Annotated in this window: 43 protein-coding genes and 1 pseudogene; 12 read left to right on the forward strand and 32 right to left on the reverse strand. The window is 45.3% G+C overall.

Annotation, left to right across the window (positions count from 1 at the left end; genetic code table 11):
• Positions 1-95: 95 nt before the first annotated feature.
• From F0228_RS17530 to F0228_RS17575, 10 genes are all read left to right on the forward strand, one after another.
• Positions 96-683, forward strand: coding sequence for a DedA family protein (locus F0228_RS17530; protein ID WP_171762535.1), 588 nt, complete (start codon positions 96-98; stop codon positions 681-683).
• Positions 680-1,813: an ATP-grasp domain-containing protein gene (locus F0228_RS17535; RefSeq protein ID WP_171762536.1), complete on the forward strand. Its 1,134-nt coding sequence runs from the start codon at positions 680-682 to the stop codon at positions 1,811-1,813. Before F0228_RS17530 ends, F0228_RS17535 begins: the two co-directional genes overlap by 4 nt.
• Positions 1,814-1,832: 19 nt before the next feature.
• Positions 1,833-2,375 (forward strand): hypothetical protein, encoded by a 543-nt coding sequence (locus tag F0228_RS17540; RefSeq protein WP_171762537.1) that lies wholly within the window; start codon positions 1,833-1,835, stop codon positions 2,373-2,375.
• Between the two features lie 2 nt (positions 2,376-2,377).
• Positions 2,378-3,127 (forward strand): NRDE family protein, encoded by a 750-nt coding sequence (locus tag F0228_RS17545; protein ID WP_171762538.1) that lies wholly within the window; start codon positions 2,378-2,380, stop codon positions 3,125-3,127.
• Positions 3,128-3,139: 12 nt separating this feature from the next.
• Positions 3,140-3,577, forward strand: coding sequence for a YHS domain-containing (seleno)protein (locus tag F0228_RS17550; RefSeq protein ID WP_019825480.1), 438 nt, complete (start codon positions 3,140-3,142; stop codon positions 3,575-3,577).
• 10 nt (positions 3,578-3,587) lie between these two features.
• Positions 3,588-4,031, forward strand: coding sequence for a hypothetical protein (locus tag F0228_RS17555; protein ID WP_171762539.1), 444 nt, complete (start codon positions 3,588-3,590; stop codon positions 4,029-4,031).
• Between the two features lie 12 nt (positions 4,032-4,043).
• Positions 4,044-5,798, forward strand: coding sequence for a lysophospholipid acyltransferase family protein (locus F0228_RS17560; protein WP_171762540.1), 1,755 nt, complete (start codon positions 4,044-4,046; stop codon positions 5,796-5,798).
• 71 nt (positions 5,799-5,869) lie between these two features.
• Positions 5,870-6,436 carry a Crp/Fnr family transcriptional regulator gene (locus tag F0228_RS17565; protein ID WP_061033925.1) on the forward strand — a complete coding sequence of 189 codons (567 nt, stop codon included), beginning with the start codon at positions 5,870-5,872 and terminating at the stop codon, positions 6,434-6,436.
• 57 nt (positions 6,437-6,493) lie between these two features.
• Positions 6,494-6,946, forward strand: coding sequence for a GNAT family N-acetyltransferase (locus tag F0228_RS17570; RefSeq protein ID WP_061033926.1), 453 nt, complete (start codon positions 6,494-6,496; stop codon positions 6,944-6,946).
• The gene (locus F0228_RS17575; RefSeq protein WP_061033927.1) at positions 6,946-7,794 is read left to right on the forward strand and encodes a DMT family transporter; all 849 of its coding nucleotides are present in this window, start codon (positions 6,946-6,948) and stop codon (positions 7,792-7,794) included. The genes F0228_RS17570 and F0228_RS17575 overlap by 1 nt, the downstream gene beginning before the upstream one ends.
• Before the next feature lie 50 nt (positions 7,795-7,844).
• Here F0228_RS17575 and F0228_RS17580 read toward each other — a convergent pair whose 3' ends face one another.
• A complete protein-coding gene (locus F0228_RS17580; RefSeq protein WP_008220517.1) occupies positions 7,845-8,429 on the reverse strand; it encodes a LysM-like peptidoglycan-binding domain-containing protein in 585 nt (194 codons plus the stop codon).
• 213 nt (positions 8,430-8,642) lie between these two features.
• Between F0228_RS17580 and F0228_RS17585 the strand changes: the two genes are divergently transcribed.
• Complete coding sequence (locus tag F0228_RS17585; protein WP_008220519.1) at positions 8,643-9,263, forward strand: FKBP-type peptidyl-prolyl cis-trans isomerase; 621 nt, start codon at positions 8,643-8,645, stop codon at positions 9,261-9,263.
• A gap of 134 nt (positions 9,264-9,397) precedes the next feature.
• Positions 9,398-9,892, forward strand: coding sequence for a DUF2780 domain-containing protein (locus tag F0228_RS17590; protein WP_008220521.1), 495 nt, complete (start codon positions 9,398-9,400; stop codon positions 9,890-9,892).
• A 251-nt stretch (positions 9,893-10,143) separates the two neighbouring features.
• On the opposite strand, the gene rplQ is transcribed toward F0228_RS17590, so the two are convergent.
• From rplQ to F0228_RS17745, 31 genes and pseudogenes are all read right to left on the reverse strand, one after another.
• The gene (gene rplQ, locus F0228_RS17595) at positions 10,144-10,524 is read right to left on the reverse strand and encodes a 50S ribosomal protein L17 (RefSeq protein WP_004729812.1); all 381 of its coding nucleotides are present in this window, start codon (positions 10,522-10,524) and stop codon (positions 10,144-10,146) included.
• 24 nt (positions 10,525-10,548) lie between these two features.
• Positions 10,549-11,541: a DNA-directed RNA polymerase subunit alpha gene (gene rpoA / locus F0228_RS17600; protein ID WP_004729813.1), complete on the reverse strand. Its 993-nt coding sequence runs from the start codon at positions 11,539-11,541 to the stop codon at positions 10,549-10,551.
• 22 nt (positions 11,542-11,563) lie between these two features.
• The gene (gene rpsD / locus F0228_RS17605) at positions 11,564-12,184 is read right to left on the reverse strand and encodes a 30S ribosomal protein S4 (RefSeq protein WP_004738777.1); all 621 of its coding nucleotides are present in this window, start codon (positions 12,182-12,184) and stop codon (positions 11,564-11,566) included.
• Positions 12,185-12,215: 31 nt separating this feature from the next.
• On the reverse strand, positions 12,216-12,605 hold the full coding sequence (gene rpsK / locus F0228_RS17610) for a 30S ribosomal protein S11 (RefSeq protein ID WP_004738778.1): 390 nt from the start codon (positions 12,603-12,605) through the stop codon (positions 12,216-12,218).
• Between the two features lie 19 nt (positions 12,606-12,624).
• Positions 12,625-12,981, reverse strand: a complete 357-nt coding sequence (gene rpsM, locus F0228_RS17615; protein WP_004738779.1) for a 30S ribosomal protein S13 — start codon at positions 12,979-12,981, stop codon at positions 12,625-12,627.
• Between the two features lie 148 nt (positions 12,982-13,129).
• The gene (gene rpmJ / locus F0228_RS17620) at positions 13,130-13,243 is read right to left on the reverse strand and encodes a 50S ribosomal protein L36 (protein WP_000868186.1); all 114 of its coding nucleotides are present in this window, start codon (positions 13,241-13,243) and stop codon (positions 13,130-13,132) included.
• Between the two features lie 41 nt (positions 13,244-13,284).
• Positions 13,285-14,619: a preprotein translocase subunit SecY gene (secY, locus tag F0228_RS17625; RefSeq protein WP_004738781.1), complete on the reverse strand. Its 1,335-nt coding sequence runs from the start codon at positions 14,617-14,619 to the stop codon at positions 13,285-13,287.
• A gap of 20 nt (positions 14,620-14,639) precedes the next feature.
• On the reverse strand, positions 14,640-15,074 hold the full coding sequence (gene rplO / locus F0228_RS17630; protein WP_004736758.1) for a 50S ribosomal protein L15: 435 nt from the start codon (positions 15,072-15,074) through the stop codon (positions 14,640-14,642).
• A 5-nt stretch (positions 15,075-15,079) separates the two neighbouring features.
• Entirely contained in the window at positions 15,080-15,256 is a 177-nt protein-coding gene (gene rpmD / locus F0228_RS17635) for a 50S ribosomal protein L30 (protein WP_004736756.1), read from the reverse strand.
• Positions 15,257-15,263: 7 nt separating this feature from the next.
• A complete protein-coding gene (gene rpsE / locus F0228_RS17640) occupies positions 15,264-15,764 on the reverse strand; it encodes a 30S ribosomal protein S5 (RefSeq protein ID WP_004738783.1) in 501 nt (166 codons plus the stop codon).
• A 14-nt stretch (positions 15,765-15,778) separates the two neighbouring features.
• Positions 15,779-16,132, reverse strand: coding sequence for a 50S ribosomal protein L18 (gene rplR / locus F0228_RS17645; protein WP_004738784.1), 354 nt, complete (start codon positions 16,130-16,132; stop codon positions 15,779-15,781).
• A 9-nt stretch (positions 16,133-16,141) separates the two neighbouring features.
• Positions 16,142-16,675: a 50S ribosomal protein L6 gene (rplF, locus tag F0228_RS17650; RefSeq protein ID WP_004738786.1), complete on the reverse strand. Its 534-nt coding sequence runs from the start codon at positions 16,673-16,675 to the stop codon at positions 16,142-16,144.
• A gap of 13 nt (positions 16,676-16,688) precedes the next feature.
• Positions 16,689-17,081 carry a 30S ribosomal protein S8 gene (rpsH, locus tag F0228_RS17655; protein ID WP_004738788.1) on the reverse strand — a complete coding sequence of 131 codons (393 nt, stop codon included), beginning with the start codon at positions 17,079-17,081 and terminating at the stop codon, positions 16,689-16,691.
• Positions 17,082-17,110: 29 nt separating this feature from the next.
• Complete coding sequence (gene rpsN / locus F0228_RS17660) at positions 17,111-17,416, reverse strand: 30S ribosomal protein S14 (protein WP_004738789.1); 306 nt, start codon at positions 17,414-17,416, stop codon at positions 17,111-17,113.
• Between the two features lie 16 nt (positions 17,417-17,432).
• A complete protein-coding gene (gene rplE, locus F0228_RS17665) occupies positions 17,433-17,972 on the reverse strand; it encodes a 50S ribosomal protein L5 (RefSeq protein ID WP_004738790.1) in 540 nt (179 codons plus the stop codon).
• A 24-nt stretch (positions 17,973-17,996) separates the two neighbouring features.
• Positions 17,997-18,314, reverse strand: coding sequence for a 50S ribosomal protein L24 (gene rplX / locus F0228_RS17670; RefSeq protein ID WP_004738792.1), 318 nt, complete (start codon positions 18,312-18,314; stop codon positions 17,997-17,999).
• Positions 18,315-18,325: 11 nt separating this feature from the next.
• Entirely contained in the window at positions 18,326-18,697 is a 372-nt protein-coding gene (gene rplN / locus F0228_RS17675) for a 50S ribosomal protein L14 (protein WP_004738793.1), read from the reverse strand.
• A gap of 161 nt (positions 18,698-18,858) precedes the next feature.
• Positions 18,859-19,113 (reverse strand): 30S ribosomal protein S17, encoded by a 255-nt coding sequence (gene rpsQ, locus F0228_RS17680; RefSeq protein WP_004738796.1) that lies wholly within the window; start codon positions 19,111-19,113, stop codon positions 18,859-18,861.
• Positions 19,113-19,304 carry a 50S ribosomal protein L29 gene (gene rpmC / locus F0228_RS17685; protein ID WP_004736737.1) on the reverse strand — a complete coding sequence of 64 codons (192 nt, stop codon included), beginning with the start codon at positions 19,302-19,304 and terminating at the stop codon, positions 19,113-19,115. The genes rpsQ and rpmC overlap by 1 nt, the downstream gene beginning before the upstream one ends.
• Positions 19,304-19,714, reverse strand: coding sequence for a 50S ribosomal protein L16 (gene rplP / locus F0228_RS17690; RefSeq protein WP_004736736.1), 411 nt, complete (start codon positions 19,712-19,714; stop codon positions 19,304-19,306). Before rplP ends, rpmC begins: the two co-directional genes overlap by 1 nt.
• An 11-nt stretch (positions 19,715-19,725) precedes the next feature.
• Positions 19,726-20,424, reverse strand: coding sequence for a 30S ribosomal protein S3 (rpsC, locus tag F0228_RS17695; RefSeq protein WP_004738797.1), 699 nt, complete (start codon positions 20,422-20,424; stop codon positions 19,726-19,728).
• A gap of 18 nt (positions 20,425-20,442) precedes the next feature.
• Positions 20,443-20,775: a 50S ribosomal protein L22 gene (gene rplV, locus F0228_RS17700; RefSeq protein ID WP_004736732.1), complete on the reverse strand. Its 333-nt coding sequence runs from the start codon at positions 20,773-20,775 to the stop codon at positions 20,443-20,445.
• Between the two features lie 10 nt (positions 20,776-20,785).
• Positions 20,786-21,064 (reverse strand): 30S ribosomal protein S19, encoded by a 279-nt coding sequence (gene rpsS / locus F0228_RS17705; protein WP_004736729.1) that lies wholly within the window; start codon positions 21,062-21,064, stop codon positions 20,786-20,788.
• A 19-nt stretch (positions 21,065-21,083) separates the two neighbouring features.
• Entirely contained in the window at positions 21,084-21,908 is an 825-nt protein-coding gene (gene rplB, locus F0228_RS17710; protein WP_061033928.1) for a 50S ribosomal protein L2, read from the reverse strand.
• A gap of 15 nt (positions 21,909-21,923) precedes the next feature.
• A complete protein-coding gene (rplW, locus tag F0228_RS17715; RefSeq protein WP_004738802.1) occupies positions 21,924-22,226 on the reverse strand; it encodes a 50S ribosomal protein L23 in 303 nt (100 codons plus the stop codon).
• Positions 22,223-22,825 carry a 50S ribosomal protein L4 gene (gene rplD, locus F0228_RS17720; RefSeq protein ID WP_004738803.1) on the reverse strand — a complete coding sequence of 201 codons (603 nt, stop codon included), beginning with the start codon at positions 22,823-22,825 and terminating at the stop codon, positions 22,223-22,225. Before rplD ends, rplW begins: the two co-directional genes overlap by 4 nt.
• Positions 22,826-22,841: 16 nt before the next feature.
• A complete protein-coding gene (rplC, locus tag F0228_RS17725; protein WP_004738804.1) occupies positions 22,842-23,471 on the reverse strand; it encodes a 50S ribosomal protein L3 in 630 nt (209 codons plus the stop codon).
• Positions 23,472-23,485: 14 nt separating this feature from the next.
• A complete protein-coding gene (gene rpsJ, locus F0228_RS17730) occupies positions 23,486-23,797 on the reverse strand; it encodes a 30S ribosomal protein S10 (protein WP_004736761.1) in 312 nt (103 codons plus the stop codon).
• A 424-nt stretch (positions 23,798-24,221) separates the two neighbouring features.
• Positions 24,222-24,704 carry a bacterioferritin gene (gene bfr / locus F0228_RS17735; RefSeq protein ID WP_061033929.1) on the reverse strand — a complete coding sequence of 161 codons (483 nt, stop codon included), beginning with the start codon at positions 24,702-24,704 and terminating at the stop codon, positions 24,222-24,224.
• 81 nt (positions 24,705-24,785) lie between these two features.
• The gene (locus tag F0228_RS17740) at positions 24,786-24,974 is read right to left on the reverse strand and encodes a bacterioferritin-associated ferredoxin (RefSeq protein WP_061033930.1); all 189 of its coding nucleotides are present in this window, start codon (positions 24,972-24,974) and stop codon (positions 24,786-24,788) included.
• Between the two features lie 317 nt (positions 24,975-25,291).
• Positions 25,292-25,402, reverse strand: a pseudogene (locus F0228_RS17745) (elongation factor Tu); the annotation flags it as partial.

Here is a 25,402-nt window from a genome sequence, read left to right on the forward strand (position 1 = left end):
TGTAAGTTTTTCTCAGCTCCTCCTGTCTATTTAATTTACTACACTCAATGAATGGTCGATAAACCATTCATCTATAGGATAGATAAGGACATTTGATGGGCACCGTCGAGAGCATTCAAGCATGGTTAAATTCAGGGGAGGAGTCGCTGCTATGGCTTATGCTTGGCATTATCGCGCTTTCTTACCTGCTTGAAGATCTGGCGATTGTTACGGCGGCTGGTTTAGCGACTCAAGCACTCATCCCACCGCAATATGCGTTACTTGCAATTTTCATTGGCATTGCCACCGGGGATCTTGGTCTTTATTACCTTGGTAAATCAGGGCGTTATTTTAGAAGCGTTCGTTATAAGGCACTCACCAATCGATACTTTCGTGCACTTCGCACCAAATTACGTCAAAACGCATTCAGCAGTCTTTTTGTTATCCGCTTTATTCCTGGGCTACGCACGGTTGGTTTTACCTTAAGTGGTTTTTTCGCCATCCCTCTCCCTACTTTCTTGTTTGCCGTGATCGGCGCCACCGCGTTATGGACTGGCATTGTCTTCTCTGCCATCTACTATTTAGGGACATCAGCGTGGCTGCAAGCCTCTGAATATCAATGGATCGTCATCCCGTGTGCCATCGCTTTGTTGTTTGTCGGTAATCGATTAATGAATAAAACCTACTCTAGAGGACTATCATGAGTTCACCGCAAGATATTCACATCATTCCAGCACATCAAATTAATGCAGGTATGCCTCTGCTTGAAGAAGATACTGTGCGTAGTGTCTCTCCTTATGAGTTTCTTCCAACTTGGTTTTTCTACACGCCAGTGGTCATTCAAAGCCTGATGCAAGGGTTACGGCATTTTGATTGGGCGCTGCCGCTGATCGCTAATCCGAGCATCAAACTCAGTGGCATGGTCGGTGAGTCAAAACACGAGATACTGAGCCTTGCCGGATCGTCAAGCCAGCACTGGATCTCGCCGTTTATCACCCTCACCAAAACCGATCTCAGCAGTAAGAAACAAGCAGAAGATGCGCGCAGTGCACTCATCCAATCGGATCTTGATTTCCCTATTGTGGCGAAACCGGATCTTGGTTGCCGAGGTGTGGGCGTCAAGCTGATCAATAACCAAGATCAACTTGAGCAATATATTGAATCCTTCCCAAATCATGCTCGCTTTTTGCTGCAAGAAAAAGCGCCTTATCAAGCTGAGGCTGGTGTTTTTTATGTTCGTTACCCGAATAGCAAACAAGGCGAGATCATTTCGATCACTCTCAAATATTCGCCAATGGTGACTGGCGATGGCACTTCGACACTCAAGCAATTAATAGCAGATAACCCGCGAGCTGGGCAGCTCAGTCACCTGTATCTACCAAGACATGAAAATAAGTTGGATCAAGTACTCGCAGAGGGCGAAGAGTTCCAGCTTGCGTTTGCAGGTAGCCATAGCCGTGGCTGTATCTTCCGAGATGGTAATCAATACATCACTCAGGCTCTAACCGAACGTTTAGATGAAATATTTGACGACTTCGATGGCTTCCACTTTGGTCGACTCGACGTCAAGTTTAAGGACATGCACAGCCTAATGAGAGGTGAGGATTTCACTATCCTTGAAGTCAATGGTGCAAGCAGCGAGGCTGGACACATATGGGATCGCAACACCCCACTGCGAGAGATATTTTCTACTCTACTTCGACAATACCGCATTCTTTTTGACATCGGCGCTCAACAGAAACAGCGAGGCCACCAGCCTCCATCTTTTAAGAGCCTATTTAACGCGTGGCAAGAAGAGCGACGCCTTGTTCAACAATATCCGACCACCGACTAACTTTATACGAGGAACATGCATGAACCCGATAGCCCAGCCGAGCGCCTTTGCCGCTGTATCTCCGAGTATCAAGGGAGCGGTAGAGATACTGAATCAAGGCCTAGAGTTTCTGACAGCGATTTCTGATAGCGATTATCTAACGAGTGCTAAGCCACATGTCACTAGCTCTATTGGTGAGCATACTCGCCATACGCTGGATCTTTTTCACGCTTTGATTTTGAAAGAGGATGCGACCATTGATTACAACACTCGTCGTCGTGGTCACCCAGTCGAATACGATAGGTCGATGGCAATCAAAGAGATCCACTACGTGATCAATTGGCTAGAGCGATTAGACCATCATGATCTAGAAGCACCTATCACGATCCAAACTGAGGTTTCGATGGATACTCAAATGTTCGCTAGCCTACCTTCAACACTAGAAAGAGAAGTGACTTTTGCAGCGCTGCACGCCAATCATCACTACGCGATGATCAAAGTGATCACCACCTTCCTTGATGTTGAAACCTGTAACACCTTTGGTTATGCCCCAACCACCAGTAGCTATCTGAGGGAGCAATAATCATGTGTTCAGTATCTTGGCTACTTGAAGAAAATGGCTATCAGGTCTTTTTTAATCGTGATGAACAAAAGACCCGAGCATTGGCGATGCCACCTAAGCAATATCGAGTCAACGGTGTCGATATCATCATGCCACTTGACCCAACGGGCGGTGGTAGCTGGATAAGCATCAACGAGTTCGGGCTTTCGCTATGCTTACTCAATAACTATCAAGGCATTGTTCCAGTCGGTCCTTTGGTCAGCCGTGGTTTATTACTGAAAAACCTATCCTCGAGTCGTAATCTCAGTCAGCTTTCCGAGGCTTTTCATAGGCTCAACCTAAACTCGTTTGCCCCATTTACCTTACTGGCTTTTGCTCCGAATTTAACGCAGCGCAACGGTGTGGTAATTGCCTACATGTGGGATGGTATTCAACAGAAAATAGTGGAAACCGACTCACCACTGTTCTCATCCGGTGTTGATTTAGAACGAGTACAAGCCTACCGACAAGCCCAATACGATCAACTCATCGCAACAGGTAAGAACCAACAGAATTTACTCAAGTTTCACTCTCACCATCACAGTGAACAGCCTCATTTAGCAACCTGTATGCATCGTGAAGACGCACACACAGTCAGCTTTACCCATTTACGTAATTTGCGCGGTCAAGCCTCGATGTTTTATGCATCCGGCTCACCTTGCGAACCAATCAAGCCGTGCCAGATAAATCAGCAGCGCTTTACCTTCGATTTATCACCCGCAATCAATCTATAGATGGAGTCCATCATGAGAAAACTAATCACCATGGTCATGCTACTTGTTAGCCCTTACGTATTTGCCGCCGATGAAATCTATACCGGCTTCTTTAGCAGCAAAGCACTCGATGGCTACGATACCGTAGCTTACTTCACCTCAGGCAAGCCTGTTGAAGGCAGTAAACAATTCAGCACTGAATACAAAGGCGCGGATTGGTATTTCTCTTCTGAAAAGAATCTGACTTTATTTGTTAATAATCCTGAAAAATATGCCCCTCAATATGGTGGTTATTGCGCATGGGCTGTATCTGCCAAAAACGATTTTGCTCCAGGCGATCCACAGTATTGGACCATAGTGGATGACAAACTTTACCTGAACTACGACCAAGAGATTCAGGAGACCTGGGAGAAAGACCGTGCGCAGCATATTCAACAAGCCGATAAAGCTTGGCCGCAGCTGATTAAGTAAGGGAATAACCATGACATTCACTCCAGCTAAACATCTCCCGGCAGCATTTATCGCTTTTGTGTTTATTCAGTCACTGTTCTTTAAGTTCACCGGCTCATACGAGACAGAGCATATCTTTGGCACGCTAGCGACATGGTCAGGCTTAAGCTGGTTTGGCTCGTTTGGCGGCTACTTGATTGGATTCGCTGAATTGATTGCGGCCATTTTGTTGTTCACTCGTTGGCATGGCCTCGGCGCCATTATGAGTATGGGGATCATGACTGGCGCAATTTTCTTCCACCTGTTTACGCCACTCGGTATTCAAATGCCAGAGTTCAATGCCGCGGGTGACATTGTCGGTTACGACGGCGGATTATTGTTTGGTATGGCATGCCTAGTCTGGTTATGCGGTGCATTTTTAAGTGTGAAAGATTTCAAGAATCAAGACGGTTTCCTAAACAGCTTTAGTCAATAAGGTAGCTTCATTATGATTGATAGTCCTTTTCGTTTACCACGTTACACGCCTTTTGGTTTAGGTGAGTCTGTTGTCGAGTGGGCAACTGGGCTATCTAAGCTAGACCGACTCTACCAAGATCGTAAAAACGAGTTATCTAGCTTCGAATTCATGAATTACACCCTATCGGCGCTCAATATCGACTACTCGGTTGCATCGGGAAGCACGGAAAACATCCCTGAAGAAGGCCCTGTCGTGATTGTGGCGAACCACCCACTTGGCGCCATTGAAGGTGTGATCCTTGCTGATCTTGCAGGATCGGTAAGAAAGGATGTGAAGGTATTAGCGAATGAGTTACTCAAGCGACTGCCTGAACTGGATGATCTTTTTATCGGAGTCGATGTCTTTAATAGTAAAGAGTCGAAACGCACCAATGCCAAAGCCATTCGTGATGCCAATCGCCACCTAGCCGATGGCGGGCTGTTGATCGTGTTCCCTGCCGGGGAAGTATCAAGTTACCGCAAAGGGGCTAAAACACTCACGGATATCGAATGGAGCAAATCAGTCGCGAAATTCGTTAAACGTCATCAAGCCACTACGGTTCCTATCTTTATCAATGGCAAAAACAGTGAGCTTTTCTATCAAGCGGGTCGTGTACATCCACTGTTGAGAACCGCTCTACTCGGGCGTGAACTTCTTAATAAACAAGCGACAACTATCTCTATCTCGATTGGCTCATCGATTCCGTATTCAGAGATTAAATCGTTTGAAAAAGAGATGGATATCGTCAACTACCTACGACTTAATACCTACCTAATGAGTCAGCAAGATAGTCCGAACACGCCAATCCACGCACCCTCTTTCGATACCCAAGTGATAGCGCCAATATCACCCGAAGTATTGGCAATAGAGATAAGCTCACTCCCTGAAGAGATGAAACTGCTCGAGCAAGGTGACTTCGAGGTCTACTGCACGCCAAGCCAATCTATTCCCAACTTAATGCGTGAGATTGGTCGAGTCAGAGAAGAGAGTTTCCGTGAGGTTGGAGAAGGCAGTGGGCTTGCCTGTGACTTGGATGAGTATGACCTTTACTACCATCAATTGTTTGTGTGGAACAAAGCTAAGGCAGAATTGGTCGGTGCTTATCGACTCGGTATGGTCGACAAGTTAATCGCAGAGCACGGGTTGGACCAACTCTATTCTCGAAGTCTGTTTAACTATAACCAGGAGTTCATCGATACGTTAGACAACAGCATTGAGCTTGGTCGCTCCGTAGTGAGTAAACCTTACCAAAAGAGCCTTAATTCACTGTTACTGCTATGGAAGGGCATTGCGAGCTTTGTGTCTCGACATCCTCAATACACTCATCTATTTGGCCCGGTCAGTATCAGCAATGATTACAGCCACAATGCGCGTCTGTTGATCGCGACTACCTTATCGATTCACCACTATGATGAGGAAAAGGCAAGTTTGGTTTCCCCTTCTTCACCGCTCAATACCAGTAGTCATGTGTTCTGGCAGAATCATCTATTATCGTCACTGGCGAGTGTGCCTCTGCTCTCTAAAGTGTTAGCACGCATGGAGCAAGGAAAAGGCCTACCAGTATTATTGCGCCAATATCTAGGGATGAACGGCAAGCTGGTGTGTTTTAATGTCGACCCATCATTTAATGATGCGTTAGATGGTTTGATTGTGGTGAACCTTAAGAAGGTCCCTTTAAAGACCTTAGGTAAATACATGGGTAGAGAACTTGCTCAAGATTACCTAGAGCAGCACGCCCAACGCTGATTTAGCTCGAACTGTACCTACACTCAAATAAGTGCGATGATTTCAGCTCTTATTTGGGTTAGGTTATTTTCATGCACACCTCTTTTATCGAACAACTGCAAAGCTTCGACTTCTCAGAAAGTCAGATTGAATCGCTCGTCGCTGTCGCCAAGCCTCTTGAGCTACCAACCAGACACATCCTTATTAACCAAGGAGAGATGGCAGACTCAATTTACTTCGTGCTTGAAGGCTTGTGCCACGCTTGTTACCTCACTGATGAGGGCAAGCAATACAGCAAAGAGTTCTACTGGGAGCAAGACTGGATCATCGGCTTTGAAAGCTTGATAAAAAACCAAGCGTCCCCTTACCTGCTTGAAACCCTCACGCCTATCACGCTATTAGAACTGCCAATGAAGGCCGTGATCGAGTGGCGCGCCTCTAATAATCCTTTGTATTTAAAGTTGTTAGAAACCCAGCTGATGCACAAGGAAAACAAAGAGCGTTTCATGTTGCTCTATACCCCAGAGCAACGTTATCAGCTTTTCTGCGAGCACTACCCAGACCTAGAACAACGCCTCAACGACAATCAAATCGCTGCCTACTTAGGAATAACCGCGATAAGCTTGAGTAGAATTAAAGGTCGAATTAACAATAGTTAATGCCAACGGTCAGTGTGCATAGTACATTCAAAGCATCGATAATCTCTGGATGTAAACATGATCACTTGGCACTCTATTCCCTTTTCTGAACTTTCAACACAGCAGCTCTATCAACTACTGCAACTACGAGTCGATGTATTTGTAGTTGAGCAAACTTGCCCTTATCCAGAGCTCGATGGCAAAGATAACCTTGAAGGTGTTCAGCACCTAATGGGCTATGCGGACGGAGAACTCATCGCTTGTGCTCGTTTATTACCACCTGGCACGACTTATGACAATGCCAGTATTGGCCGAGTTGCCACCAAACTATCAGCAAGAGGCAACGGTTTAGGGCATAAATTACTGGTAGAAGCATTAACTCGCTGTGAGGCATTATGGCCGAACACGACCATCGATATTGGTGCACAAGAACACCTAGAAAGCTTCTACGCAAGCCATGGATTCAAGACGATATCTGAAATGTACTTGGAAGATGATATTCCGCACGTAGACATGAGATTAGAGAAGTAATGTCGAATATCACTGTCGGTATCCTATTGTTGATTGCGGGCAACCTGTTTGCCTCGCTCTCTGACGTAGCGGTAAAATTATTGAATGGTGAAGTACCGCCTCTTCAGTATATTTTTTTCCGTCAGTTGATATCCCTAATGCTCATTACCCCTCTGTGGCTGAGCCAAAGCAAAGCACAACGCCGCTTACAGCAAGCTAAAGTCACCTTAGTTCGAGGACAGCTGATCCTAATCGGCAGTGGGTGTATGGTGGTCGCGATCACCCATATGTCCTTAGCGACAGCTAACGCGGTATTTTACGTAGCCCCATTGTTGATGCTGCCTCTGTCAGTACTTCTACTCAAAGAGCAGCCTGCGCTTGGCAAAGTCATCGCCACCACTATCGGCTTTATTGGCGCGCTAATCGTTTTACGGCCATCGCAATTTCACTGGGCAGCACTGTTTGCATTGGGGACTGCACTAACGCTTGCCCTGTTCAATGTATTGGTACGAAAGCTCCCTAGTGAACAATCTGTGGTGACCACGTTGTGGTGGACAACCCTCTTCTCTATCCCAGCCTCGTTACTACTGTGCTTACTGTATTGGCAGCCCGTATCTTTAGAACATCTTGGATACATAGCACTAAGTGCAACGCTAATACTGAGCTACAACGGGCTTGCGGTCGCGGCCTACCAAAAAGCGCACTCAAGCCAGATTGCTCTCGCTGAATATTCAGGCTTGGTGTTTGTCGCGTTAATTGGCGCCATATGGTTCGATGAGGTCCCTGATACGCTAACCTTCATTGGTATTATGTTGATCATCTTACCGCTCGCGCCTTTCAAGCGACCAAAAAAAAGAGCTAATGCTTAGCTCTTTTTTGTCTCGTTCGTACTGTTGAGTTCGTAACTCACGCAAGATACCTATTTGCTGCGGCCAAAACCACCATCAGATAAACGGAAGAACATAACTGATGTGTCGCCCTTCTCTAATTGCAGGATATCAAGTTGTCCGGTTTCAGCTAATTTGAATCGAACCAATTGACCTTTGCGGATCTGGCTGAGTGGCTTGTCTGCGCCTTCAATACGCACTAGCGCATTTAAATCAGACAGTGGTAGATCGTTGTTTCGAAAAACCTGAGCCAAGGTATCACCTTGCTTAACTAGGTATTCCTGCCAATTATTGTTGCTCGGCTCTGATGAGCTACTCTTGGTGTTTTGCTGTTCGCTCAGCCCAACGGTATTTATCTCTAGCGCAACGCGAGATGTAACCGGAGTTGCCTCTACTTTAGGTTCAGGCAACGGCACAACAAGTAGGATAAGAACGATCGGCGAAATCACCATTAATAATCTTTGGTGTAATTTTGGTAATGAGCCCCAAGTTTGCACTGCTGAGGTTTTCATTCCTTTAATATCGATCGAGCTCAATTTCTCTTTGACCTGATTCAGTCGATCCTTGAGTTCTGCTAAGTGGTCAACTTTCTGCTTTTTCTTTTGACGACGATTCATACCACTGCGTCCTATACATTGAATAACTACAGTATAAAAACCAAAGTACCAACAGTATAGATCTTTCCGTCACAACAGGGCTCAATGCAAGAAAATTGACATGGCTGTGATTTGGACGCGGTAAAGCGCAAGTGATCAGGGACTAGCCGTTTCTTCACGCTGCTAATACTGGTATTCTTACCTTTTTCGTACTGACAAAAAGAGTGACTTTTCATGTCTGAAGTAAAATTTGAAACTGTAGAGCAAAAAGCTAGCTACGGTATCGGTCTACAAATGGGCCAACAACTTGCTGGTTCTGGTCTTGAAGGCCTAAACGTTGACGCAATCGCTGCTGGTATCGCTACAGCTCTAGTTGGTGACATGCCAGCTATCGAAGTTGACGAAATCAACAACGCACTACAAGAGCTACACACTCGCGGTGAAGCTGCACGTCAAGAACTAGCTAAAGCTGCAGCTGCTGACGGTGAAGCTTTCCTAGCTGACAACGCTCTTCGTTCAGAAGTAACCGTTCTTGAGTCTGGTCTTCAATACGAAGTACTAACTGAAGGCACTGGCGAAATCCCAACTGCAGACAAGCAAGTACGTGTTCACTACCACGGCGAACTAACTGACGGTACTGTTTTCGATAGCTCTGTATCTCGCGGTCAACCAGCTGAATTCCCAGTAACTGGCGTAATTCAAGGTTGGGTACAAGCTCTACAAATGATGCCTGTTGGCTCTAAGTGGAAGCTATACATCCCTCAAGATCTAGCATACGGTGAGCGTGGCGCAGGTGCTGCAATCCCACCATTTGCTGCTCTCGTATTTGAAGTTGAACTTCTAGCTATTCTTTAATTTTTATAAAAACCTCTAGTAAAACAAAATACTATAGGCAAATAAAATTGAAATAATCCAACGGCGATGTCACTACATCGCCGTTTTTCGTTTATAGTGAAAGAGTAAATTACTTTATTACTTAAGGACGAATAATGAAGAAAGTACTCATCACAGTTTTAAGCAGCCTTGCTGTTGTCTCTTGCGCTAGCACTAGCGACTCTGAACAAACCAGTTCTGGTTCTGATACCAACTACTCTCAATTATCACAAACTGCATTAATGGCAGCTGTAAACATGTGGTCTCAACAAAATGAAACAACACCGCTTGCTGACACTGTTGCCGACCAAGCATCTGTCACTAGCGATCAAGCGATTGGTGGTATCGGTTCTATGTTAGCACTGGCACAGAACTCACTAGATACTACAGATAACAAAGAGCTTGCGTCACTTATCCCAGGTATGTCTAGTCTGGAATCAACGGGTCTGTCATCACTACTAAACTCACAAGGTGCAGTTGAAAGTGCCTTTTCTAGTTTAGGTATGGATCCATCGATGGTATCAACGTTTGCACCAATCATTCTGCAAACACTGCAATCTCAAGGCGCAACAAGTGGCTTGATGGATTCTTTGGCTGCTATTTGGCAATAATAGTGAGTGGTTAGTTTTAGAAAATGATAAGGGCACTTCGGTGCTCTTTTTTGTGGGTGGAAGATGCGAGATGCGAGATGCGAGATGCGAGATGCGAGATGCGAGATGCGAGATATTTTGAATAGTGAAGCCGAGAAGGCAAGAATAAATGCCAAACATCGTGGTGCAAGATTCAACCTTTAAAAACACATAGTCCAGATACAAAAAAGCCGAGCTAATGCTCGGCTTTTTGTATTAAGAATCTAGATAGATTACTCAGCAGCTTCTTCAGCAGCTGGGCGGTCTACAAGCTCAATGTAAGCCATTGGAGCTTTATCACCAGTACGGAAACCACATTTAAGAATGCGAGTGTAACCACCTTGGCGAGCCGCGAAACGCGGGCCTAGTTCATTAAATAGTTTTGCTACCACTTCGTTATCACGAGTGCGAGCGAATGCAAGACGACGGTTAGCAACACTGTCTGTCTTAGCTAGGGTAATCAACGGCTCAATTACGCGACGTAGTTCTTTTGCTTTAGGCACGGTAGTTTTGATAACTTCGTGACGAACAAGAGAGCTAGCCATGTTGCTGAACATCGCTTTACGATGACTGCTGTTGCGGTTGAGTTGACGACCACTTTTACGATGGCGCATGACCTAATCCTTCTAACTTTTCGATTAATCTTCAGCGATTGACGCTGGTGGCCAGTTTTCTAGACGCATGCCTAGAGAAAGACCACGTGAAGCAAGCACATCTTTAATCTCTGTAAGAGATTTCTTACCAAGGTTTGGCGTTTTAAGTAGCTCAACCTCAGTGCGCTGTACAAGATCACCGATGTAGTGAATCGCTTCTGCTTTCAAACAGTTAGCAGAGCGAACTGTTAGTTCAAGATCGTCTACAGGACGTAGTAGGATAGGATCGAATTCTGGCTTCTCTTCCTTCTCCTCAGGTACACGTACATCACGAAGATCTACGAACGCATCCAGTTGTTCAGCTAGAATAGTAGCTGCACGACGGATTGCTTCCTCAGGTTCTAGAGTACCGTTCGTTTCCATATCGATAACAAGCTTGTCTAAGTCAGTACGTTGTTCTACACGTGCCGCTTCTACAGCGTAAGCGATTTTATCAACCGGGCTGTAAGTAGCGTCAACAAGTAGACGACCGATTGGACGCTCATCTTCTTCAGTATGGATACGAGCTGAAGCTGGAACGTAACCACGACCACGTTCAACTTTGATGCGCATAGCGATCTCAGCGTTGTCATCCGTTAGGTGACAAATTACGTGCTCAGGGTTAGCGATCTCTACATCACCATCGTGGGTGATGTCACCTGCAACAACAGGGCCTGAGCCTGATTTGTTCAGTGTAATAAACACTTCATCTTTGCCTTCAGCAACGCGCACAGCCAAACCTTTAAGGTTTAGAAGGATTTCCAGGATATCTTCCTGAACGCCTTCTTTAGTGCTGTATTCGTGTAGCACACCTTCGATTTCAACTTCTGTTACGGCACAACCCGGCATAGAAGATAGAAGAATGCGGCGAAGAGCATTACCTAGAGTGTGGCCGAAACCGCGCTCTAATGGCTCAAGAGTTACTTTCGCGTGTGTCGTATTGATCTGTTCAATGTCAACAAGACGCGGCTTAAGAAATTCTGTTACAGAACCCTGCATTGTGTCCTCTCTTTTTTTAACCTTACTTAGAGTAAAGTTCGACGATCAAGTGTTCATTGATGTCAGCTGATAGGTCAGAACGCTCAGGCATACGCTTGAATGTACCTTCCATTTTGCCAGCATCTACTTCAATCCAAGTTGGCTTTTCACGTTGTTCAGCAACTTCTAGAGCCGCTTTAATACGAGATTGCTGTTTAGCTTTCTCGCGGATAGAAACAACGTCGTTTGCCGCTACTTTGAAAGAAGGAACGTTTACAACTTTACCGTTAACTAGGATAGACTTGTGGCTAACTAGTTGACGAGATTCAGCGCGAGTTGCACCAAAGCCCATACGGTAAACTACGTTATCAAGACGACCTTCAAGAAGCTGAAGCAGGTTTGCACCCGTGTTGCCTTTTAGACGTGCAGCTTCTTTGTAGTAGTTGCGGAATTGTTTTTCTAGAACGCCGTAGATACGACGAACTTTTTGCTTCTCACGAAGCTGAACGCCATACTCAGATAGACGACCGCGACGAGCGCCGTGTACACCTGGTGCGTTATCAATTTTACACTTGGTATCGATCGCACGGACACCAGACTTAAGGAATAAGTCAGTACCTTCGCGACGGCTAAGCTTTAGCTTAGGACCCAAATATCTTGCCATGATCTTTCTCCAATATTCCTAGAAACGAAACTTAAACGCGACGTTTCTTAGGTGGACGACAACCGTTATGAGGGATTGGTGTCGCATCAACAATGTTAGTGATACGGAAACCAGCAGCGTTCAGTGCGCGAACAGTAGATTCACGACCTGGACCTGGACCCTTAACCATAACTTCCAAGTTCTTTAGGCCATATTCTTTAGCCATTTCACCACAACGCTCAGCTGCAACTTGTGCTGCGAACGGAGTAGATTTACGAGAACCACGGAAACCTGAACCACCTGCTGTAGCCCATGCAAGAGCGTTGCCTTGACGGTCAGTGATAGTTACGATTGTGTTGTTGAAAGAAGCATGAATGTGCGCTACGCCATCAGCTACTTGCTTGCGTACGCGCTTACGCGCGCGAGTTGGTTGTTTTGCCATTGTACTCTACCTTATCCGACTATTTCTTGATCGGCTTGCGCGGACCCTTACGGGTGCGAGCGTTGGTTTTAGTACGCTGTCCACGTAGTGGTAGACTGCGACGATGACGAAGACCGCGGTAACAGCCAAGGTCCATAAGACGCTTGATGTTCATCGATACTTCACGACGTAGATCACCTTCTACAGTGTACTTAGCTACACCATCACGCAGTTGATCGATCTGCTCTTCAGTTAGTTCACTGATCTTAGCATCTTCAGCAATACCCACTTCAGCTAGAATAGCTTGAGAGCGAGTTTTACCGATACCGTAGATTGCAGTAAGTGCAATTACAGAATGCTTGTGATCAGGAATGTTAATGCCGGCTATACGGGCCATTATTCACTCCTAAGGGGTTCATAAAAGAATTATCCGCAGCAAAGCCCGTTATGGATACGCTGCGGCATACTACTTCTTTTGCACGCAAAAGGTAGGCCGAGGAATATACTCGACTCTACCTTGTATTTCAAGTAAAAATTTCTGCTGATTAGCCTTGGCGTTGCTTATGCTTTGGCTCACTGCAAATCACGCGAACGACACCGTTACGCTTGATAACTTTACAGTTACGGCAGATTTTTTTAACGGAAGCACGAACTTTCATTGCTAAACTCCGTAAATGGAACTGAAATTATTACCACCGAATTAACGGCCGTAACCTTTCAGATTCGCTTTCTTTAACACAGAATCATACTGTTGTGACATCAGATGAGTCTGTACCTGTGCCATGAAATCCATGATAACTACCACTACGATTAGTAGTGAAGTGCCGCCGAAGTAGAAACGAACGTTCCACGCGACCATCATGAATTCAGGAATCAGACATATAAAAGTAATGTATAGAGCGCCCGCAAGGGTTAGTCTAGTCATCACTTTATCGATATATTTCGCTGTCTGCTCACCTGGGCGGATACCGGGTACGAATGCACCAGACTTCTTCAAGTTATCAGCTGTTTCACGTGGGTTAAACACCAACGCTGTATAGAAGAAACAGAAGAAGATTATAGCTGCTGCATAAAGCATTACATACAGAGGCTGACCTGGGCTAAGAGCTAATGACACGTCAGTTAACCAACCGAACGCGCTGCTTTCACCATTTTGACCAAACCACTGTGCTAATGTTCCTGGGAACAAAATAATGCTCGATGCGAAAATCGCTGGAATAACACCTGCCATATTAATTTTAAGAGGCAAGTGAGAGCTTTGTGCTGCAAAAACCTTACGACCTTGTTGACGTTTCGCATAGTTAACGACGATACGACGTTGACCACGTTCCATGAAAACTACGAAGTAGATAACAGCAAAAGACAATACAGCAATCAACAGCAGAAGAAGCACATGCAATTCACCTTGACGCGCTTGCTCGATTGTTTGACCGATTGCAGAAGGCAATCCAGCAACAATACCTGCAAAAATCAGAATGGAAATACCATTACCGATTCCTCGCTCAGTGATTTGTTCACCTAACCACATTAAGAACATGGTACCAGTTACTAAACTCACGGTAGCAATAAGCGTAAACATGGTTTGGTTGATAACAACCAGATTGTCGACCATGTTTGGTAAGCCCGTTGCAATACCAATAGCTTGGAATGTTGCAAGTACAAGCGTGCCGTAGCGTGTATATTGGCTTATCTTACGACGGCCTGCTTCACCCTCTTTCTTGAGTTCCGCTAACGCTGGATGAACTACAGTTAACAATTGGACTACGATCGATGCCGAAATGTACGGCATGATACCCAATGCTAATATAGATGCACGCTCAAGAGCACCACCGGAGAACATGTTAAACATTTCAACGATGGTACCTTTTTGCTGATCGAACAAATCGGCAAGTACAGCTGCGTCAATACCAGGGATCGGCACAAAAGAGCCGGCTCGGAATACTAAAAGTGCACCAATTACGAATAATAAGCGCGACTTTAGTTCACTTAAGCCGCTCTGAGCACTACGAAAATCTTGTCCTGGTTTCTTAGCCATCTGTACCTCGTTCCTCGAGATTATTCCTCGATTTTACCGCCTGCAGCTTCGATTGCAGCTTTAGCGCCTTTAGTCACGCGTAGACCTTTAACAGTCACAGCTTTGCTTAGGTCACCAGAAAGAACAATCTTAACGAATTCGATGTTCTTAGTGATAACGTTAGCAGCTTTAAGGCTGTTAAGATCAACTACGTCACCTGTTACTTTCGCTAGCTCAGCTAGACGAACTTCAGCAGACACTAGGCTCTTACGAGAAGTGAAACCGAATTTAGGTAGACGTTGTTTTAGAGGCATTTGACCGCCTTCAAAACCTGGACGAACAGAGCCGCCAGAACGTGACTTTTGACCTTTGTGACCGCGGCCACCTGTTTTACCAAGGCCAGAACCGATACCACGACCTACACGCTTCTTAGAAGGTTTAGAGCCAGCAGCCGGTGATAGAGTATTCAAACGCATTCTGATTACTCCTCAATCTTAACCATGTAGTAAACCTTGTTGATCATACCGCGTACGCACGGAGTATCTTCAAGTTCTACTGTATGGTTGATGCGACGAAGACCTAGACCTTTAAGACACGCTTTGTGCTTAGGTAGGCGACCAATTGAGCTTTTAGTTTGAGTTACTTTAATAGTTGCCATCGTGTGCTTACTCCGAAATAGATTCAACAGTTAGACCACGTTTAGCAGCAACCATTTCTGGTGACTTAACGTCTACTAGAGCACCAATCGTTGCACGAACGATGTTGATAGGGTTCGTAGAACCGTATGCTTTAGAAAGTACGTTATGTACGCCCGCAACTTCAAGTACAGCACGCATTGCACCACCGGCAATAACACCTGTACCTTCTGCAGCTGGCTGCATGTAAACTTTAGAGCCCGAATGACGACCTTTCACCGGGTGGTGAAGAGTGCCTTCGTTCAGCGCAACGGTAACCATGTTACGACGCGCTTTTTCCATTGCTTTTTGAATCGCAGCAGGTACTTCACGAGCTTTGCCGTAACCGAAACCTACACGACCATTACCGTCACCAACTACTGTTAGTGCAGTGAAGCTCATGATTCGACCACCTTTAACCGTCTTAGATACACGGTTAACAGCGATTAGCTTTTCTTGCAAATCATTAGCTTGTTGTTGTTCTTTAGCCATCTTCCAACCCTACCTTAGAATTTCAGACCAGCTTCGCGAGCAGATTCTGCTAGCGCCGCTACTCGACCGTGGTATTGGAAACCAGAACGATCGAATGCAACTGAAGCTACGCCTTTTTCAAGAGCGCGCTCAGCAACAGCTTTACCAACTGCTTTAGCTGCATCAACGTTACCAGTGTTCTTAACTTGCTCACGGATCGCTTTTTCTACAGTAGAAGCAGCTGCGATAACCTCAGAGCCGTTTGCCGCGATAACTTGTGCGTAAACATGGCGAGGAGTACGGTGTACTACCAGGCGAGTTGCACCAAGTTCTGCAATCTTACGACGTGCACGTGTAGCACGACGGATGCGAGATGCTTTCTTATCCATAGTGATACCTTACTTCTTCTTAGCTTCTTTAGTACGCACATTTTCATCTGCGTAACGAACACCTTTACCTTTGTAAGGCTCAGGAGCACGGTAAGAACGAATGTCAGCCGCAACTTGACCAACTAGCTGCTTGTCACAACCAGTTACAACGATCTCAGTTTGGCTAGGGCACTCAGCTTTAATACCTTCAGGTAGAGCGTGCTCTACTGGGTGAGAAAAACCAAGAGTTAGAGCTACAGAGTTGCCTTTCATAGCAGCACGGTAACCAACACCCTTTAGAGTTAGCTTCTTAGTGAAGCCCTCTGTAACACCCACAACCATGTTGTTAACTAGAGCGCGAGCTGTACCAGCTTGTGCCCATGCGTTAGCAACACCTTCTTTCGGACCGAAAGTTAGGTTGTTTTCTTCCTGTGCAATAACTACGGCGTTGTTAAGAACGCGAGTAAGCTCACCTTTGCTACCTTTTACAGTAACTTCTTGGCCGTTTAGTTTCACCTCTACGCCAGCTGGAATAGCGACAGGTGCTTTAGCAACACGAGACATAATCTACTCCTTATTAAGCTACGTAACAGATGATTTCACCGCCAAGACCTGCTTTACGAGCAGCACGGTCAGACATTAGACCCTTGGAAGTAGAAACAACTGCAATACCAAGACCGCCCATCACTGTTGGTAGAGAGTCTTTATTTTTATAAACTCTTAGACCAGGACGTGATACACGCTTGATTTGCTCGATTACAGGTTTAGCTTGGAAGTACTTAAGAGTAACTTCTAGCTCAGGTTTTGCTTCGCCTTCAACAGCGAAGTCTACGATGTAACCTTCAGCTTTTAGTAGTGCAGCAATTGCAACTTTAAGCTTTGAAGAAGGCATTTTTACAGCAACTTTGTTTGCTGCCTGACCGTTACGAACGCGGGTCAGCATATCCGAAATCGGATCTTGCATGCTCATAAGATTTACTCCAAATGATTAAGTGGCAATTACCAGCTAGCCTTACGAAGACCCGGAATCTCGCCTTTCATGCAAGCTTCACGAACCTTAATGCGGCTTAGACCGAATTTACGTAGGTAACCGTGTGGACGACCAGTTTGGTTGCAACGGTTACGCTGACGTGATGCACTTGAATCACGTGGAAGAGATTGCAGTTTAAGAACCGCATTCCAACGATCTTCTTCAGATGCGTTTACATCGCTAATGATAACTTTTAGCGCAGAACGCTTTTCAGCGAACTTAGCTACTAGTTTTGCACGTTTAGCTTCACGTGCTTTCATTGATTGTTTAGCCATAACAGTAACCCTACCCTTACTTACGGAATGGGAAGTTAAAGGCAGCCAGCAGAGCTCGGCCTTCCTCATCGGAACCCGCAGAAGTCGTGATAGTGATATCAAGACCGCGGACACGATCGACTTTATCGTAGTCGATTTCCGGAAAGATGATTTGCTCGCGAACGCCCATGCTGTAGTTACCGCGACCGTCGAAAGACTTAGCGCTAACACCACGGAAATCACGTACACGTGGAAGTGCGATAGAGATTAAACGCTCTAAAAATTCCCACATGCGCTCACCACGCAAGGTTACTTTACAACCAATTGGGTAGCCTTCACGAATTTTGAAACCAGCTACAGATTTACGCGCTTTAGTGATAAGTGGCTTTTGACCAGAGATCGTTGCCATATCAGCTGCTGCGTTTTCTAGCAGTTTCTTATCGTTGATTGCTTCACCAACGCCCATGTTTAGGGTGATTTTCTCAATCCTAGGGACTTGCATGACGCTTGTGTAGCTGAACTCTTTGGTAAGCTCAGCGACTACAGACGACTTGTAGTAATCATGCAGTTTCGCCATAGTAGAACTCCAAATTACTTCTAATTAGTTAGAAACAGTTTCGCCGTTAGATTTGAAGAAACGAACTTTCTTGCCATCTTCGATACGGAAACCGATACGGTCTGCTTTACCAGTAGCCGCGTTAAAAACTGCAACGTTAGAAGCGTCAATAGCTGCTTCTTGTTCAACGATGCCACCTTGTTGACCTAGAGCCGGAACCGGCTTTTGGTGTTTCTTAACAAGGTTGATGCCTTCAACGATAACTTTACCAGTTGTCAGAACCTTAGTTACTTTACCTTTCTTGCCTTTATCTTTACCAGCAAGAATGATTACTTCGTCATTACGACGGATTTTAGCTGCCATATTGCCGCTCCTTACAGAACTTCAGGTGCTAGTGATACAATCTTCATGAATTTCGCGTTACGAAGTTCACGAGTCACAGGACCAAAGATACGTGTGCCGACTGGTTGCTCAGTAGTGTCGTTTAACAATACACAAGCATTACTGTCGAAGCGAATGACAGAACCGTCTGGGCGACGAACGCCTTTACGGGTGCGCACTACTACCGCCTTCAGAACATCACCTTTTTTTACTTTACCGCGAGGAATTGCTTCCTTAACTGTAACTTTGATGATGTCACCGATATGTGCATAACGGCGGTGAGAGCCACCCAGAACCTTAATACACATTACCTTGCGCGCGCCAGAGTTATCTGCTGCGTCAAGTGTACTTTGCATCTGGATCATTGTTAGTGCTCCGCTAAATATTAAAACTAGACCCTCTCGGGTCGGGCTGCCTCTTTAAAAGGGACGCGAATTGTACCACCCTTTTTTTAAATTGGGTAGACAAAAAACAAGCGGCCCCAAAAATAATTTGGAGCCGCTTATAAGTTATAGAATTACAAAGATTAAATCTTCGCTTTTTCTAGAACTTTAACCAATGTCCAAGACTTAGTCTTAGACAGAGGACGACACTCAGCGATTTCAACTTTGTCGCCTAGGCCACAAGTGTTGTCTTCGTCGTGTGCGTGTACTTTAGTCGTGCGTTTAACGTATTTACCGTAAATTGGGTGTTTTACAGTACGTTCGATAGCAACAACGATAGACTTGTCCATCTTGTCACTTACTACACGGCCTTGCTGGATGCGGTTAGTTTCGCTCATTATGCGCCTGCCTTTTCAGTCAAAACAGTTTTCACACGTGCGATATCACGGCGTACAGCTTTTAGAGTATGAGTTTGCTGAAGCTGACCAGTTGCAGCTTGCATGCGCAAGTTGAACTGTTCACGTAGCAAATTCAATAGCTCAGCGTTAAGCTCTTCAACGTTCTTTTCGCGTAGATCTTGTGCTTTCATCACATCACCTGCTTAGTTACAAAAGTAGTTTTAACAGGCAGTTTACGTGCCGCTAGGCGGAACGCTTCACGTGCCAACTCTTCAGGTACGCCATTCATTTCGTACATAACTTTGCCAGGTTGGATTTGAGCAACCCAGTACGCTACTGAACCTTTACCTTTACCTTGACGAACTTCAAGAGGCTTTTCAGTAATCGGTTTGTCTGGGAATACACGGATCCAGATTTGACCTTGACGCTTAATGTGACGTGTCATAGCACGACGTGCCGCTTCGATTTGACGTGCAGTCAGACGACCACGGCCAACAGCTTTAAGACCGAATTCGCCGAAGCTTACTTCAGTACCTTTAGCTAGACCACGGTTACGACCAGTCATAACCTTGCGGAACTTAGTACGTTTTGGTTGTAGCATCGTTCGACTCCTTACTTACGGCCTTTACGCTGCTTCTTAGGCTTATCGCCTTTAGGCTCTACTGCGTTAGCAGCTGGCATACCGCCTAGAATCTCACCTTTGAAGATCCAAACTTTAATGCCGATCACACCGTATTGAGTGTGAGCCGAAGAAGTTGCGTAATCAATGTCTGCACGTAGAGTGTGTAGAGGCACACGGCCTTCACGGTACCACTCAGAACGTGCGATTTCAGCGCCGCCTAGACGACCACTTACTTCCACTTTGATACCTTTAGCGCCTAGACGCATTGCGTTTTGTACTGCGCGCTTCATAGCACGACGGAACATAACACGACGCTCTAGTTGAGACGCGATGCTATCAGCTACAAGCTGACCATCTAACTCAGGCTTACGTACTTCAGCGATATTGATTTGCGCTGGTACACCTGCGATTTTAGCTACAGCTGCGCGTAGCTTCTCTACGTCTTCACCTTTCTTACCGATAACAACGCCAGGACGAGCAGTGTGAATAGTCACACGGATGCTCTTAGCTGGACGCTCGATAACGATACGAGATAGTGATGCTTTTTGTAGTTCCTTTGTAAGGAACTGACGTACCTTGAAGTCGCCGTCTAGGTTGTCAGCGAAATCTTTGGTATTAGCAAACCATGTAGCATTCCAAGGCTTAACGATGCCAAGACGAATACCATTAGGATGTACTTTCTGACCCATTGCTTACTCTCCTAGTCTTTAGCGATCTGCTACAACAATAGTGATGTGGCTTGAACGCTTCAAGATACGATCCGCACGACCTTTAGCACGAGGCATAATACGCTTCATGATAGGGCCCTCATCTACGAAGATTTTAGCGACATTTAGATCGTCGATATCTGCACCTTCGTTATGTTCCGCGTTAGCGATAGCTGACTCAAGAACCTTCTTAACCAATACAGCAGCTTTTTTGTTGCTGAAAGTTAGAATTTCTAGAGCTTGGTCTACCGACTTACCGCGAATTTGGTCTGCAACTAAGCGAGCTTTCTGTGGAGAAATACGAGCAAAGTTATGTTTAGCTAAAGCTTCCATCATCTACTCCTTACTTCTTCTTAGCTTTCTTATCTGCAGCATGACCGCGATAAGTACGAGTTGGTGCAAATTCGCCCAGTTTGTGACCGATCATTTCTTCGGTAACGAAAACTGGAACGTGCTGACGACCATTATGGACAGCGATGGTCAAACCAATCATTGTTGGGATGATCATTGAGCGACGGGACCAAGTCTTAATAGGCTTTTTGTCTCCGCTTTCCACCGCTTTCTCTACCTTCTTCAGCAAGTGTAGGTCAATAAAAGGACCTTTCTTGAGAGAACGTGGCATGGCGATTCCTCTTTATAAATTATTTAGTGCGACGACGTACGATGTACTTGTCAGTGCGCTTGTTCTTACGAGTCTTGAAGCCCTTAGTAGGAACGCCCCAAGGAGAAACTGGGTGACGACCACCAGATGTGCGGCCTTCACCACCACCGTGTGGGTGATCCACCGGGTTCATTACTACACCACGTACGGTTGGACGTACGCCGCGCCAGCGTGAAGCACCAGCTTTACCAAGTTCACGTAGCATATGCTCAGAGTTACCAACTTCACCGATCGTTGCACGACCTTCAGAAAGTACTTTGCGCATTTCACCAGAACGTAGACGGATAGTGATGTATGCACCGTCGCGAGCAACGATTTGAGCATAAGCACCAGCCGAACGAGCTAGTTGAGCACCTTTACCAGGCTTAAGTTCAACACAGTGTACAGTAGAACCTACTGGGATGTTACGCATCGGCAGAGTGTTACCTGCTTTGATTGGCGCATCAACACCAGATTGGATCTGGTCACCTGCTTGAACACCTTTTGGTGCAATGATGTAACGACGCTCACCGTCTGCGTACAGAACTAGAGCGATGTTAGCGCTACGGTTTGGATCGTATTCTAGACGCTCAACTTTCGCTGGGATGCCATCTTTAGTACGTTTGAAGTCAATTACACGGTAGTGGTGCTTGTGACCACCGCCGATGTGACGTACTGTGATACGACCGTTGTTGTTACGACCACCGTTCTTAGAGTTTTTCTCTAGAAGAGGTGCGTATGGCTTACCCTTGTGTAGGTCAGCGTTAACAACTTTAACGACGTGACGACGACCAGGGGAAGTCGGCTTACATTTAACAATAGCCATTTTTAACTACTCCTGTTATTCCGCGCCGCCAACGAAGTCAAGATCTTGACCTTCTTTCAAAGTAACGTAGGCTTTCTTAACGTCTGAACGACGGCCTTCACGCATACCTTGACGTTTGGTCTTACCCTTTTGAACAAGAGTATTTACAGACTTAACTTCAACTTCAAATAGCTTTTCTACAGCTGCTTTGATCTCTTTCTTAGTTGCATCTTTAGCTACTTTGAAAACGATAGTGTTCGCTTTCTCAGCTGCCATAGTTGCTTTTTCAGAGATGTGCGGAGCACGTAGAACTTTTAAGATACGCTCTTCAGTGATCATGCTAGCATCTCCTCAACTTGCTTAACTGCGTCAGCAGTCATTAGAACCTTGTCGAATGCAATTAGAGATACTGGATCAACACCAGCAACGTCACGTGCGTCAACTTTGTATAGGTTACGAGCAGCTAAGAATAGATTTTCATCTACTTCGCCAGTTACAATCAGAACGTCGCTTAGCTCAAGCTCTTTAAGCTTAGCTACAAGTTCTTTTGTTTTTGGTGCTTCTACTGAGAAGTTATCAACAACGATTAGACGCTCTTGACGAACAAGCTCAGAAAGAATGCTCTTCATAGCACCGCGGTACATTTTCTTGTTTACTTTTTGGCTGTGATCTTGTGGTTTCGCAGCAAAAGTAACACCACCTGTACGCCAGATTGGGCTACGAATTGTACCAGCACGTGCGCGGCCAGTACCTTTTTGACGCCATGGCTTAGCGCCACCGCCAGATACTTCAGAACGAGTCTTTTGAGCACGAGTACCTTGACGAGCACCTGCTGCATATGCAACAACTACTTGGTGTACAAGAGCTTCGTTGAAGTCACGTCCGAAAGTAGTCTCGGAAACAGTTAGTGCATCAGCACCTTTAACCATCAATTCCATTACTTACTCCTAGACGTTATGCTTTAACAGCAGGTTTTACGATCACGTTGCCGCCTGTTGAGCCTGGTACTGCACCTTTAATAAGAAGCAGATTGCGCTCAGCGTCAACACGTACGATCTCTAGGTTTTGAGTCGTTACACGCTCAGCACCCATGTGACCTGCCATTTTCTTGCCTTTAAACACGCGACCTGGAGTTTGACATTGGCCAATTGAACCCGGTGCACGGTGAGACAAAGAGTTACCGTGAGTCATATCTTGAGTAGAGAAGTTCCAACGCTTAACAGCGCCTTGGAAGCCTTTACCTTTAGATGTACCAGTAACGTCTACTTTTTTAATTTCGTTGAAAAGTTCTACGTTTAGCTCAGCGCCAACTTCAAACTCTTCGCCGTTTTCTAAACGGAATTCCCAAAGACCGCGACCTGCTTCTACACCCGCTTTCGCGAAGTGACCAGCTTCAGGTTTAGTTACACGGTTAGCTTTCTTAGCACCAGTAGTTACTTGGATTGCTGCGTAGCCGTCGTTCTCTAGAGTTTTAACTTGAGAAATACGGTTCGCTTCAACCTCAACAACAGTTACTGGGATAGAAACGCCTTCTTCAGTAAATACGCGGGTCATACCCACTTTACGTCCGACTAGACCAATCATTATTCTTATCTCCCTTAACCTAGGCTGATTTGAACATCAACGCCAGCTGCAAGATCAAGACGCATTAGAGCATCAACAGTTTTATCTGTTGGCTCAACGATGTCGATCAAACGCTTGTGAGTACGGATTTCGTACTGGTCACGTGCATCTTTGTTGACGTGTGGAGAGGTAAGAACAGTGAAACGCTCTTTACGAGTAGGTAGTGGGATAGGACCACGAACCTGTGCGCCAGTACGTTTTGCTGTTTCAACGATTTCCGCAGTTGAAGCATCGATTAGCTTGTAATCAAACGCTTTAAGGCGGATACGAATACGTTGGTTCTGCATGAGACAGAGCTCCAATTATTAAAAATTACACAAACAATATCGCCACTCAAACTCGATAAAACGAGAGAATGCCGATTGATTTATGTGAAACCGTAGCATCCAAAATTAGGACGCATTGTCAGTTAACTTTTGAAGTAAAGACAAGCCTTACTATTTTTATTAACCGCGAACATAAGCTGAGTATACATTACTAGGTAAAACCTACTCCTCAGTGCTCATTGGTTCACAACCAGCTTAAGCCAGTGCGGTGCATTATACAGATCACACTTTAACTTGCAAGCTGTGTTTGAAAAATAATCGCAGAATCTGGTGGAAGGGGTGATTGGAGAATTTTTCATTCTTGGTAGTGCCCTACCGACTGAAAAAGAAAAGCAAGGTAGCCGCTAGGATGCGCCTGAGCAACTACCCTTGTTATCGGTACTTTTTAGCCTTCGTCTTCATCGACATATTGAGCTTGTAGGTAATTTTGAATACCCGTCATTTTGATGAGGCCGAGTTGGGTTTCTAACCAATCGACATGTTCTTCTTCATCTTCCAAAATCTCAAGGAACAGATCTCGTGACACATAATCGTGAATGTCTTCAGCATAAGCGATGGCGTTTTTCAGATCCGGAATGGCTTCCATCTCTAATGATAAGTCGCACTCCAGCATTTCCTGAGTATCTTCGCCGATTTTAAGTTTGCCCAGATCTTGCAGATTGGGGAGCCCTTCGAGAAACAAGATTCGTTCAATCAGATGGTCGGCATGTTTCATTTCGTCGATGGATTCATGATATTCCTTGTCGGCTAGGTGCTTTAAACCCCAGTCTTTATACATGCGCGCATGCAAGAAGTACTGATTTATTGCGACAAGTTCATTACCAAGAATTTTATTGAGATGTTGAATGATGATTGGATCGCCTTTCATGACATAGCCCTCCTCTTTGGCTCTTCTAACTGTAGAACCAAATCGAGAAGTGTCAAAAAAGCTACTGCCCTTTGAGCAGAACTAGCTTGCCTGTTTGAACAGGTCTTTCGCGGTGTCGTTAATGACTTCTTTTGCTGAACGTACACACTTTCCGCATTGGCTGCCAAGTGCCGTACACTTTTTAATTCCTTTTATGTCAGTAATACCCTCTTCTAATACCAACTTGCGGATTTTCTTGTCCGAGACCCCATGGCATAAACAAACGTACATAGTAAAACCTAACCCCTTAACTTGAGGTTAAATATAAAAAGGAATCATTCTTATTACCAGTCAAAAATTGCCGTATATTTATATCGATTGGTTATAGTGTTTCGTCGAAAAGAGAGTTTAACGGGCTTTGGAGAGGAGAGAGTTTAGGTGGGCAGCTTAAGCCGCTAAGTAAATAACTGTATTTACATCGGAATATAGACTGCGGATATTACGAGTTGGGAATTTTCCTTATAACCAAAATAAAAAAGGGAAGCCGAAGCTCCCCTTTTTTTGATGCGTGCTCTTCTAATGAAGAGTGTGCAAAAATCTAAATGCTATTAAGCGAAGATTTTAGCTACAACACCAGCACCTACAGTACGGCCACCTTCACGGATAGCGAAACGTAGGCCTTCGTCCATTGCGATTGGAGCGATTAGCTCAACAGTCAT

The organism is Vibrio sp. 99K-1, assembly GCF_013114585.1.
GTDB classification, from domain to species: domain Bacteria; phylum Pseudomonadota; class Gammaproteobacteria; order Enterobacterales; family Vibrionaceae; genus Vibrio; species Vibrio chagasii_B.

Bases quoted from the DNA above. Each gene is read 5' to 3' on its own strand.
- F0228_RS17530 (WP_171762535.1), top strand. From the start codon at position 96: ATGGGCACCGTCGAGAGCATTCAAGCATGGTTAAATTCAGGGGAGGAG.
- rpsK (WP_004738778.1), bottom strand. From the start codon at position 12,605: ATGGCAAAACAACCAACTCGCGCGCGTAAGCGCGTACGCAAGCAAGTA.
- F0228_RS17555 (WP_171762539.1), top strand. From the start codon at position 3,588: ATGACATTCACTCCAGCTAAACATCTCCCGGCAGCATTTATCGCTTTT.
- F0228_RS17560 (WP_171762540.1), top strand. From the start codon at position 4,044: ATGATTGATAGTCCTTTTCGTTTACCACGTTACACGCCTTTTGGTTTA.
- F0228_RS17575 (WP_061033927.1), top strand. From the start codon at position 6,946: ATGTCGAATATCACTGTCGGTATCCTATTGTTGATTGCGGGCAACCTG.
- F0228_RS17590 (WP_008220521.1), top strand. From the start codon at position 9,398: ATGAAGAAAGTACTCATCACAGTTTTAAGCAGCCTTGCTGTTGTCTCT.
- rpmC (WP_004736737.1), bottom strand. From the start codon at position 19,304: ATGAAAGCACAAGATCTACGCGAAAAGAACGTTGAAGAGCTTAACGCT.
- rplX (WP_004738792.1), bottom strand. From the start codon at position 18,314: ATGGCAGCTAAAATCCGTCGTAATGACGAAGTAATCATTCTTGCTGGT.
- rpsH (WP_004738788.1), bottom strand. From the start codon at position 17,081: ATGAGCATGCAAGATCCGATTTCGGATATGCTGACCCGCGTTCGTAAC.
- rpsE (WP_004738783.1), bottom strand. From the start codon at position 15,764: ATGGCTAAAGAACAACAACAAGCTAATGATTTGCAAGAAAAGCTAATC.
- rplC (WP_004738804.1), bottom strand. From the start codon at position 23,471: ATGATTGGTCTAGTCGGACGTAAAGTGGGTATGACCCGCGTATTTACT.
- rpmJ (WP_000868186.1), bottom strand. From the start codon at position 13,243: ATGAAAGTTCGTGCTTCCGTTAAAAAAATCTGCCGTAACTGTAAAGTT.
- bfr (WP_061033929.1), bottom strand. From the start codon at position 24,704: ATGAAAGGCGATCCAATCATCATTCAACATCTCAATAAAATTCTTGGT.
- rplN (WP_004738793.1), bottom strand. From the start codon at position 18,697: ATGATCCAGATGCAAAGTACACTTGACGCAGCAGATAACTCTGGCGCG.
- F0228_RS17550 (WP_019825480.1), top strand. From the start codon at position 3,140: ATGAGAAAACTAATCACCATGGTCATGCTACTTGTTAGCCCTTACGTA.
- rplO (WP_004736758.1), bottom strand. From the start codon at position 15,074: ATGCGTTTGAATACTCTATCACCGGCTGCTGGCTCTAAACCTTCTAAG.
- rplD (WP_004738803.1), bottom strand. From the start codon at position 22,825: ATGGAATTGATGGTTAAAGGTGCTGATGCACTAACTGTTTCCGAGACT.
- rpsQ (WP_004738796.1), bottom strand. From the start codon at position 19,113: ATGAGCGAAACTAACCGCATCCAGCAAGGCCGTGTAGTAAGTGACAAG.
- secY (WP_004738781.1), bottom strand. From the start codon at position 14,619: ATGGCTAAGAAACCAGGACAAGATTTTCGTAGTGCTCAGAGCGGCTTA.
- rpsD (WP_004738777.1), bottom strand. From the start codon at position 12,184: ATGGCAAGATATTTGGGTCCTAAGCTAAAGCTTAGCCGTCGCGAAGGT.
- rplE (WP_004738790.1), bottom strand. From the start codon at position 17,972: ATGGCGAAACTGCATGATTACTACAAGTCGTCTGTAGTCGCTGAGCTT.
- rpsN (WP_004738789.1), bottom strand. From the start codon at position 17,416: ATGGCTAAACAATCAATGAAAGCACGTGAAGCTAAACGTGCAAAACTA.
- F0228_RS17565 (WP_061033925.1), top strand. From the start codon at position 5,870: ATGCACACCTCTTTTATCGAACAACTGCAAAGCTTCGACTTCTCAGAA.
- rpoA (WP_004729813.1), bottom strand. From the start codon at position 11,541: ATGCAGGGTTCTGTAACAGAATTTCTTAAGCCGCGTCTTGTTGACATT.
- rpsS (WP_004736729.1), bottom strand. From the start codon at position 21,064: ATGCCACGTTCTCTCAAGAAAGGTCCTTTTATTGACCTACACTTGCTG.
- rplQ (WP_004729812.1), bottom strand. From the start codon at position 10,524: ATGCGCCATCGTAAAAGTGGTCGTCAACTCAACCGCAACAGCAGTCAT.
- F0228_RS17585 (WP_008220519.1), top strand. From the start codon at position 8,643: ATGTCTGAAGTAAAATTTGAAACTGTAGAGCAAAAAGCTAGCTACGGT.
- F0228_RS17540 (WP_171762537.1), top strand. From the start codon at position 1,833: ATGAACCCGATAGCCCAGCCGAGCGCCTTTGCCGCTGTATCTCCGAGT.
- rplP (WP_004736736.1), bottom strand. From the start codon at position 19,714: ATGCTACAACCAAAACGTACTAAGTTCCGCAAGGTTATGACTGGTCGT.
- rplV (WP_004736732.1), bottom strand. From the start codon at position 20,775: ATGGAAGCTTTAGCTAAACATAACTTTGCTCGTATTTCTCCACAGAAA.
- rpmD (WP_004736756.1), bottom strand. From the start codon at position 15,256: ATGGCAACTATTAAAGTAACTCAAACTAAAAGCTCAATTGGTCGCCTA.
- F0228_RS17580 (WP_008220517.1), bottom strand. From the start codon at position 8,429: ATGAATCGTCGTCAAAAGAAAAAGCAGAAAGTTGACCACTTAGCAGAA.
- rplW (WP_004738802.1), bottom strand. From the start codon at position 22,226: ATGATCACTGAAGAGCGTATCTTAAAAGTTCTACGTGCTCCGCACATC.
- F0228_RS17535 (WP_171762536.1), top strand. From the start codon at position 680: ATGAGTTCACCGCAAGATATTCACATCATTCCAGCACATCAAATTAAT.
- rpsM (WP_004738779.1), bottom strand. From the start codon at position 12,981: ATGGCCCGTATAGCCGGCATTAACATTCCTGATCACAAGCATTCTGTA.
- rpsC (WP_004738797.1), bottom strand. From the start codon at position 20,424: ATGGGTCAGAAAGTACATCCTAATGGTATTCGTCTTGGCATCGTTAAG.
- F0228_RS17570 (WP_061033926.1), top strand. From the start codon at position 6,494: ATGATCACTTGGCACTCTATTCCCTTTTCTGAACTTTCAACACAGCAG.
- F0228_RS17545 (WP_171762538.1), top strand. From the start codon at position 2,378: ATGTGTTCAGTATCTTGGCTACTTGAAGAAAATGGCTATCAGGTCTTT.
- rplB (WP_061033928.1), bottom strand. From the start codon at position 21,908: ATGGCTATTGTTAAATGTAAGCCGACTTCCCCTGGTCGTCGTCACGTC.
- rplF (WP_004738786.1), bottom strand. From the start codon at position 16,675: ATGTCTCGTGTTGCTAAAGCACCTGTCGCTATTCCAGCTGGCGTAGAG.
- rpsJ (WP_004736761.1), bottom strand. From the start codon at position 23,797: ATGCAGAACCAACGTATTCGTATCCGCCTTAAAGCGTTTGATTACAAG.
- F0228_RS17740 (WP_061033930.1), bottom strand. From the start codon at position 24,974: ATGTACGTTTGTTTATGCCATGGGGTCTCGGACAAGAAAATCCGCAAG.
- rplR (WP_004738784.1), bottom strand. From the start codon at position 16,132: ATGGATAAGAAAGCATCTCGCATCCGTCGTGCTACACGTGCACGTCGT.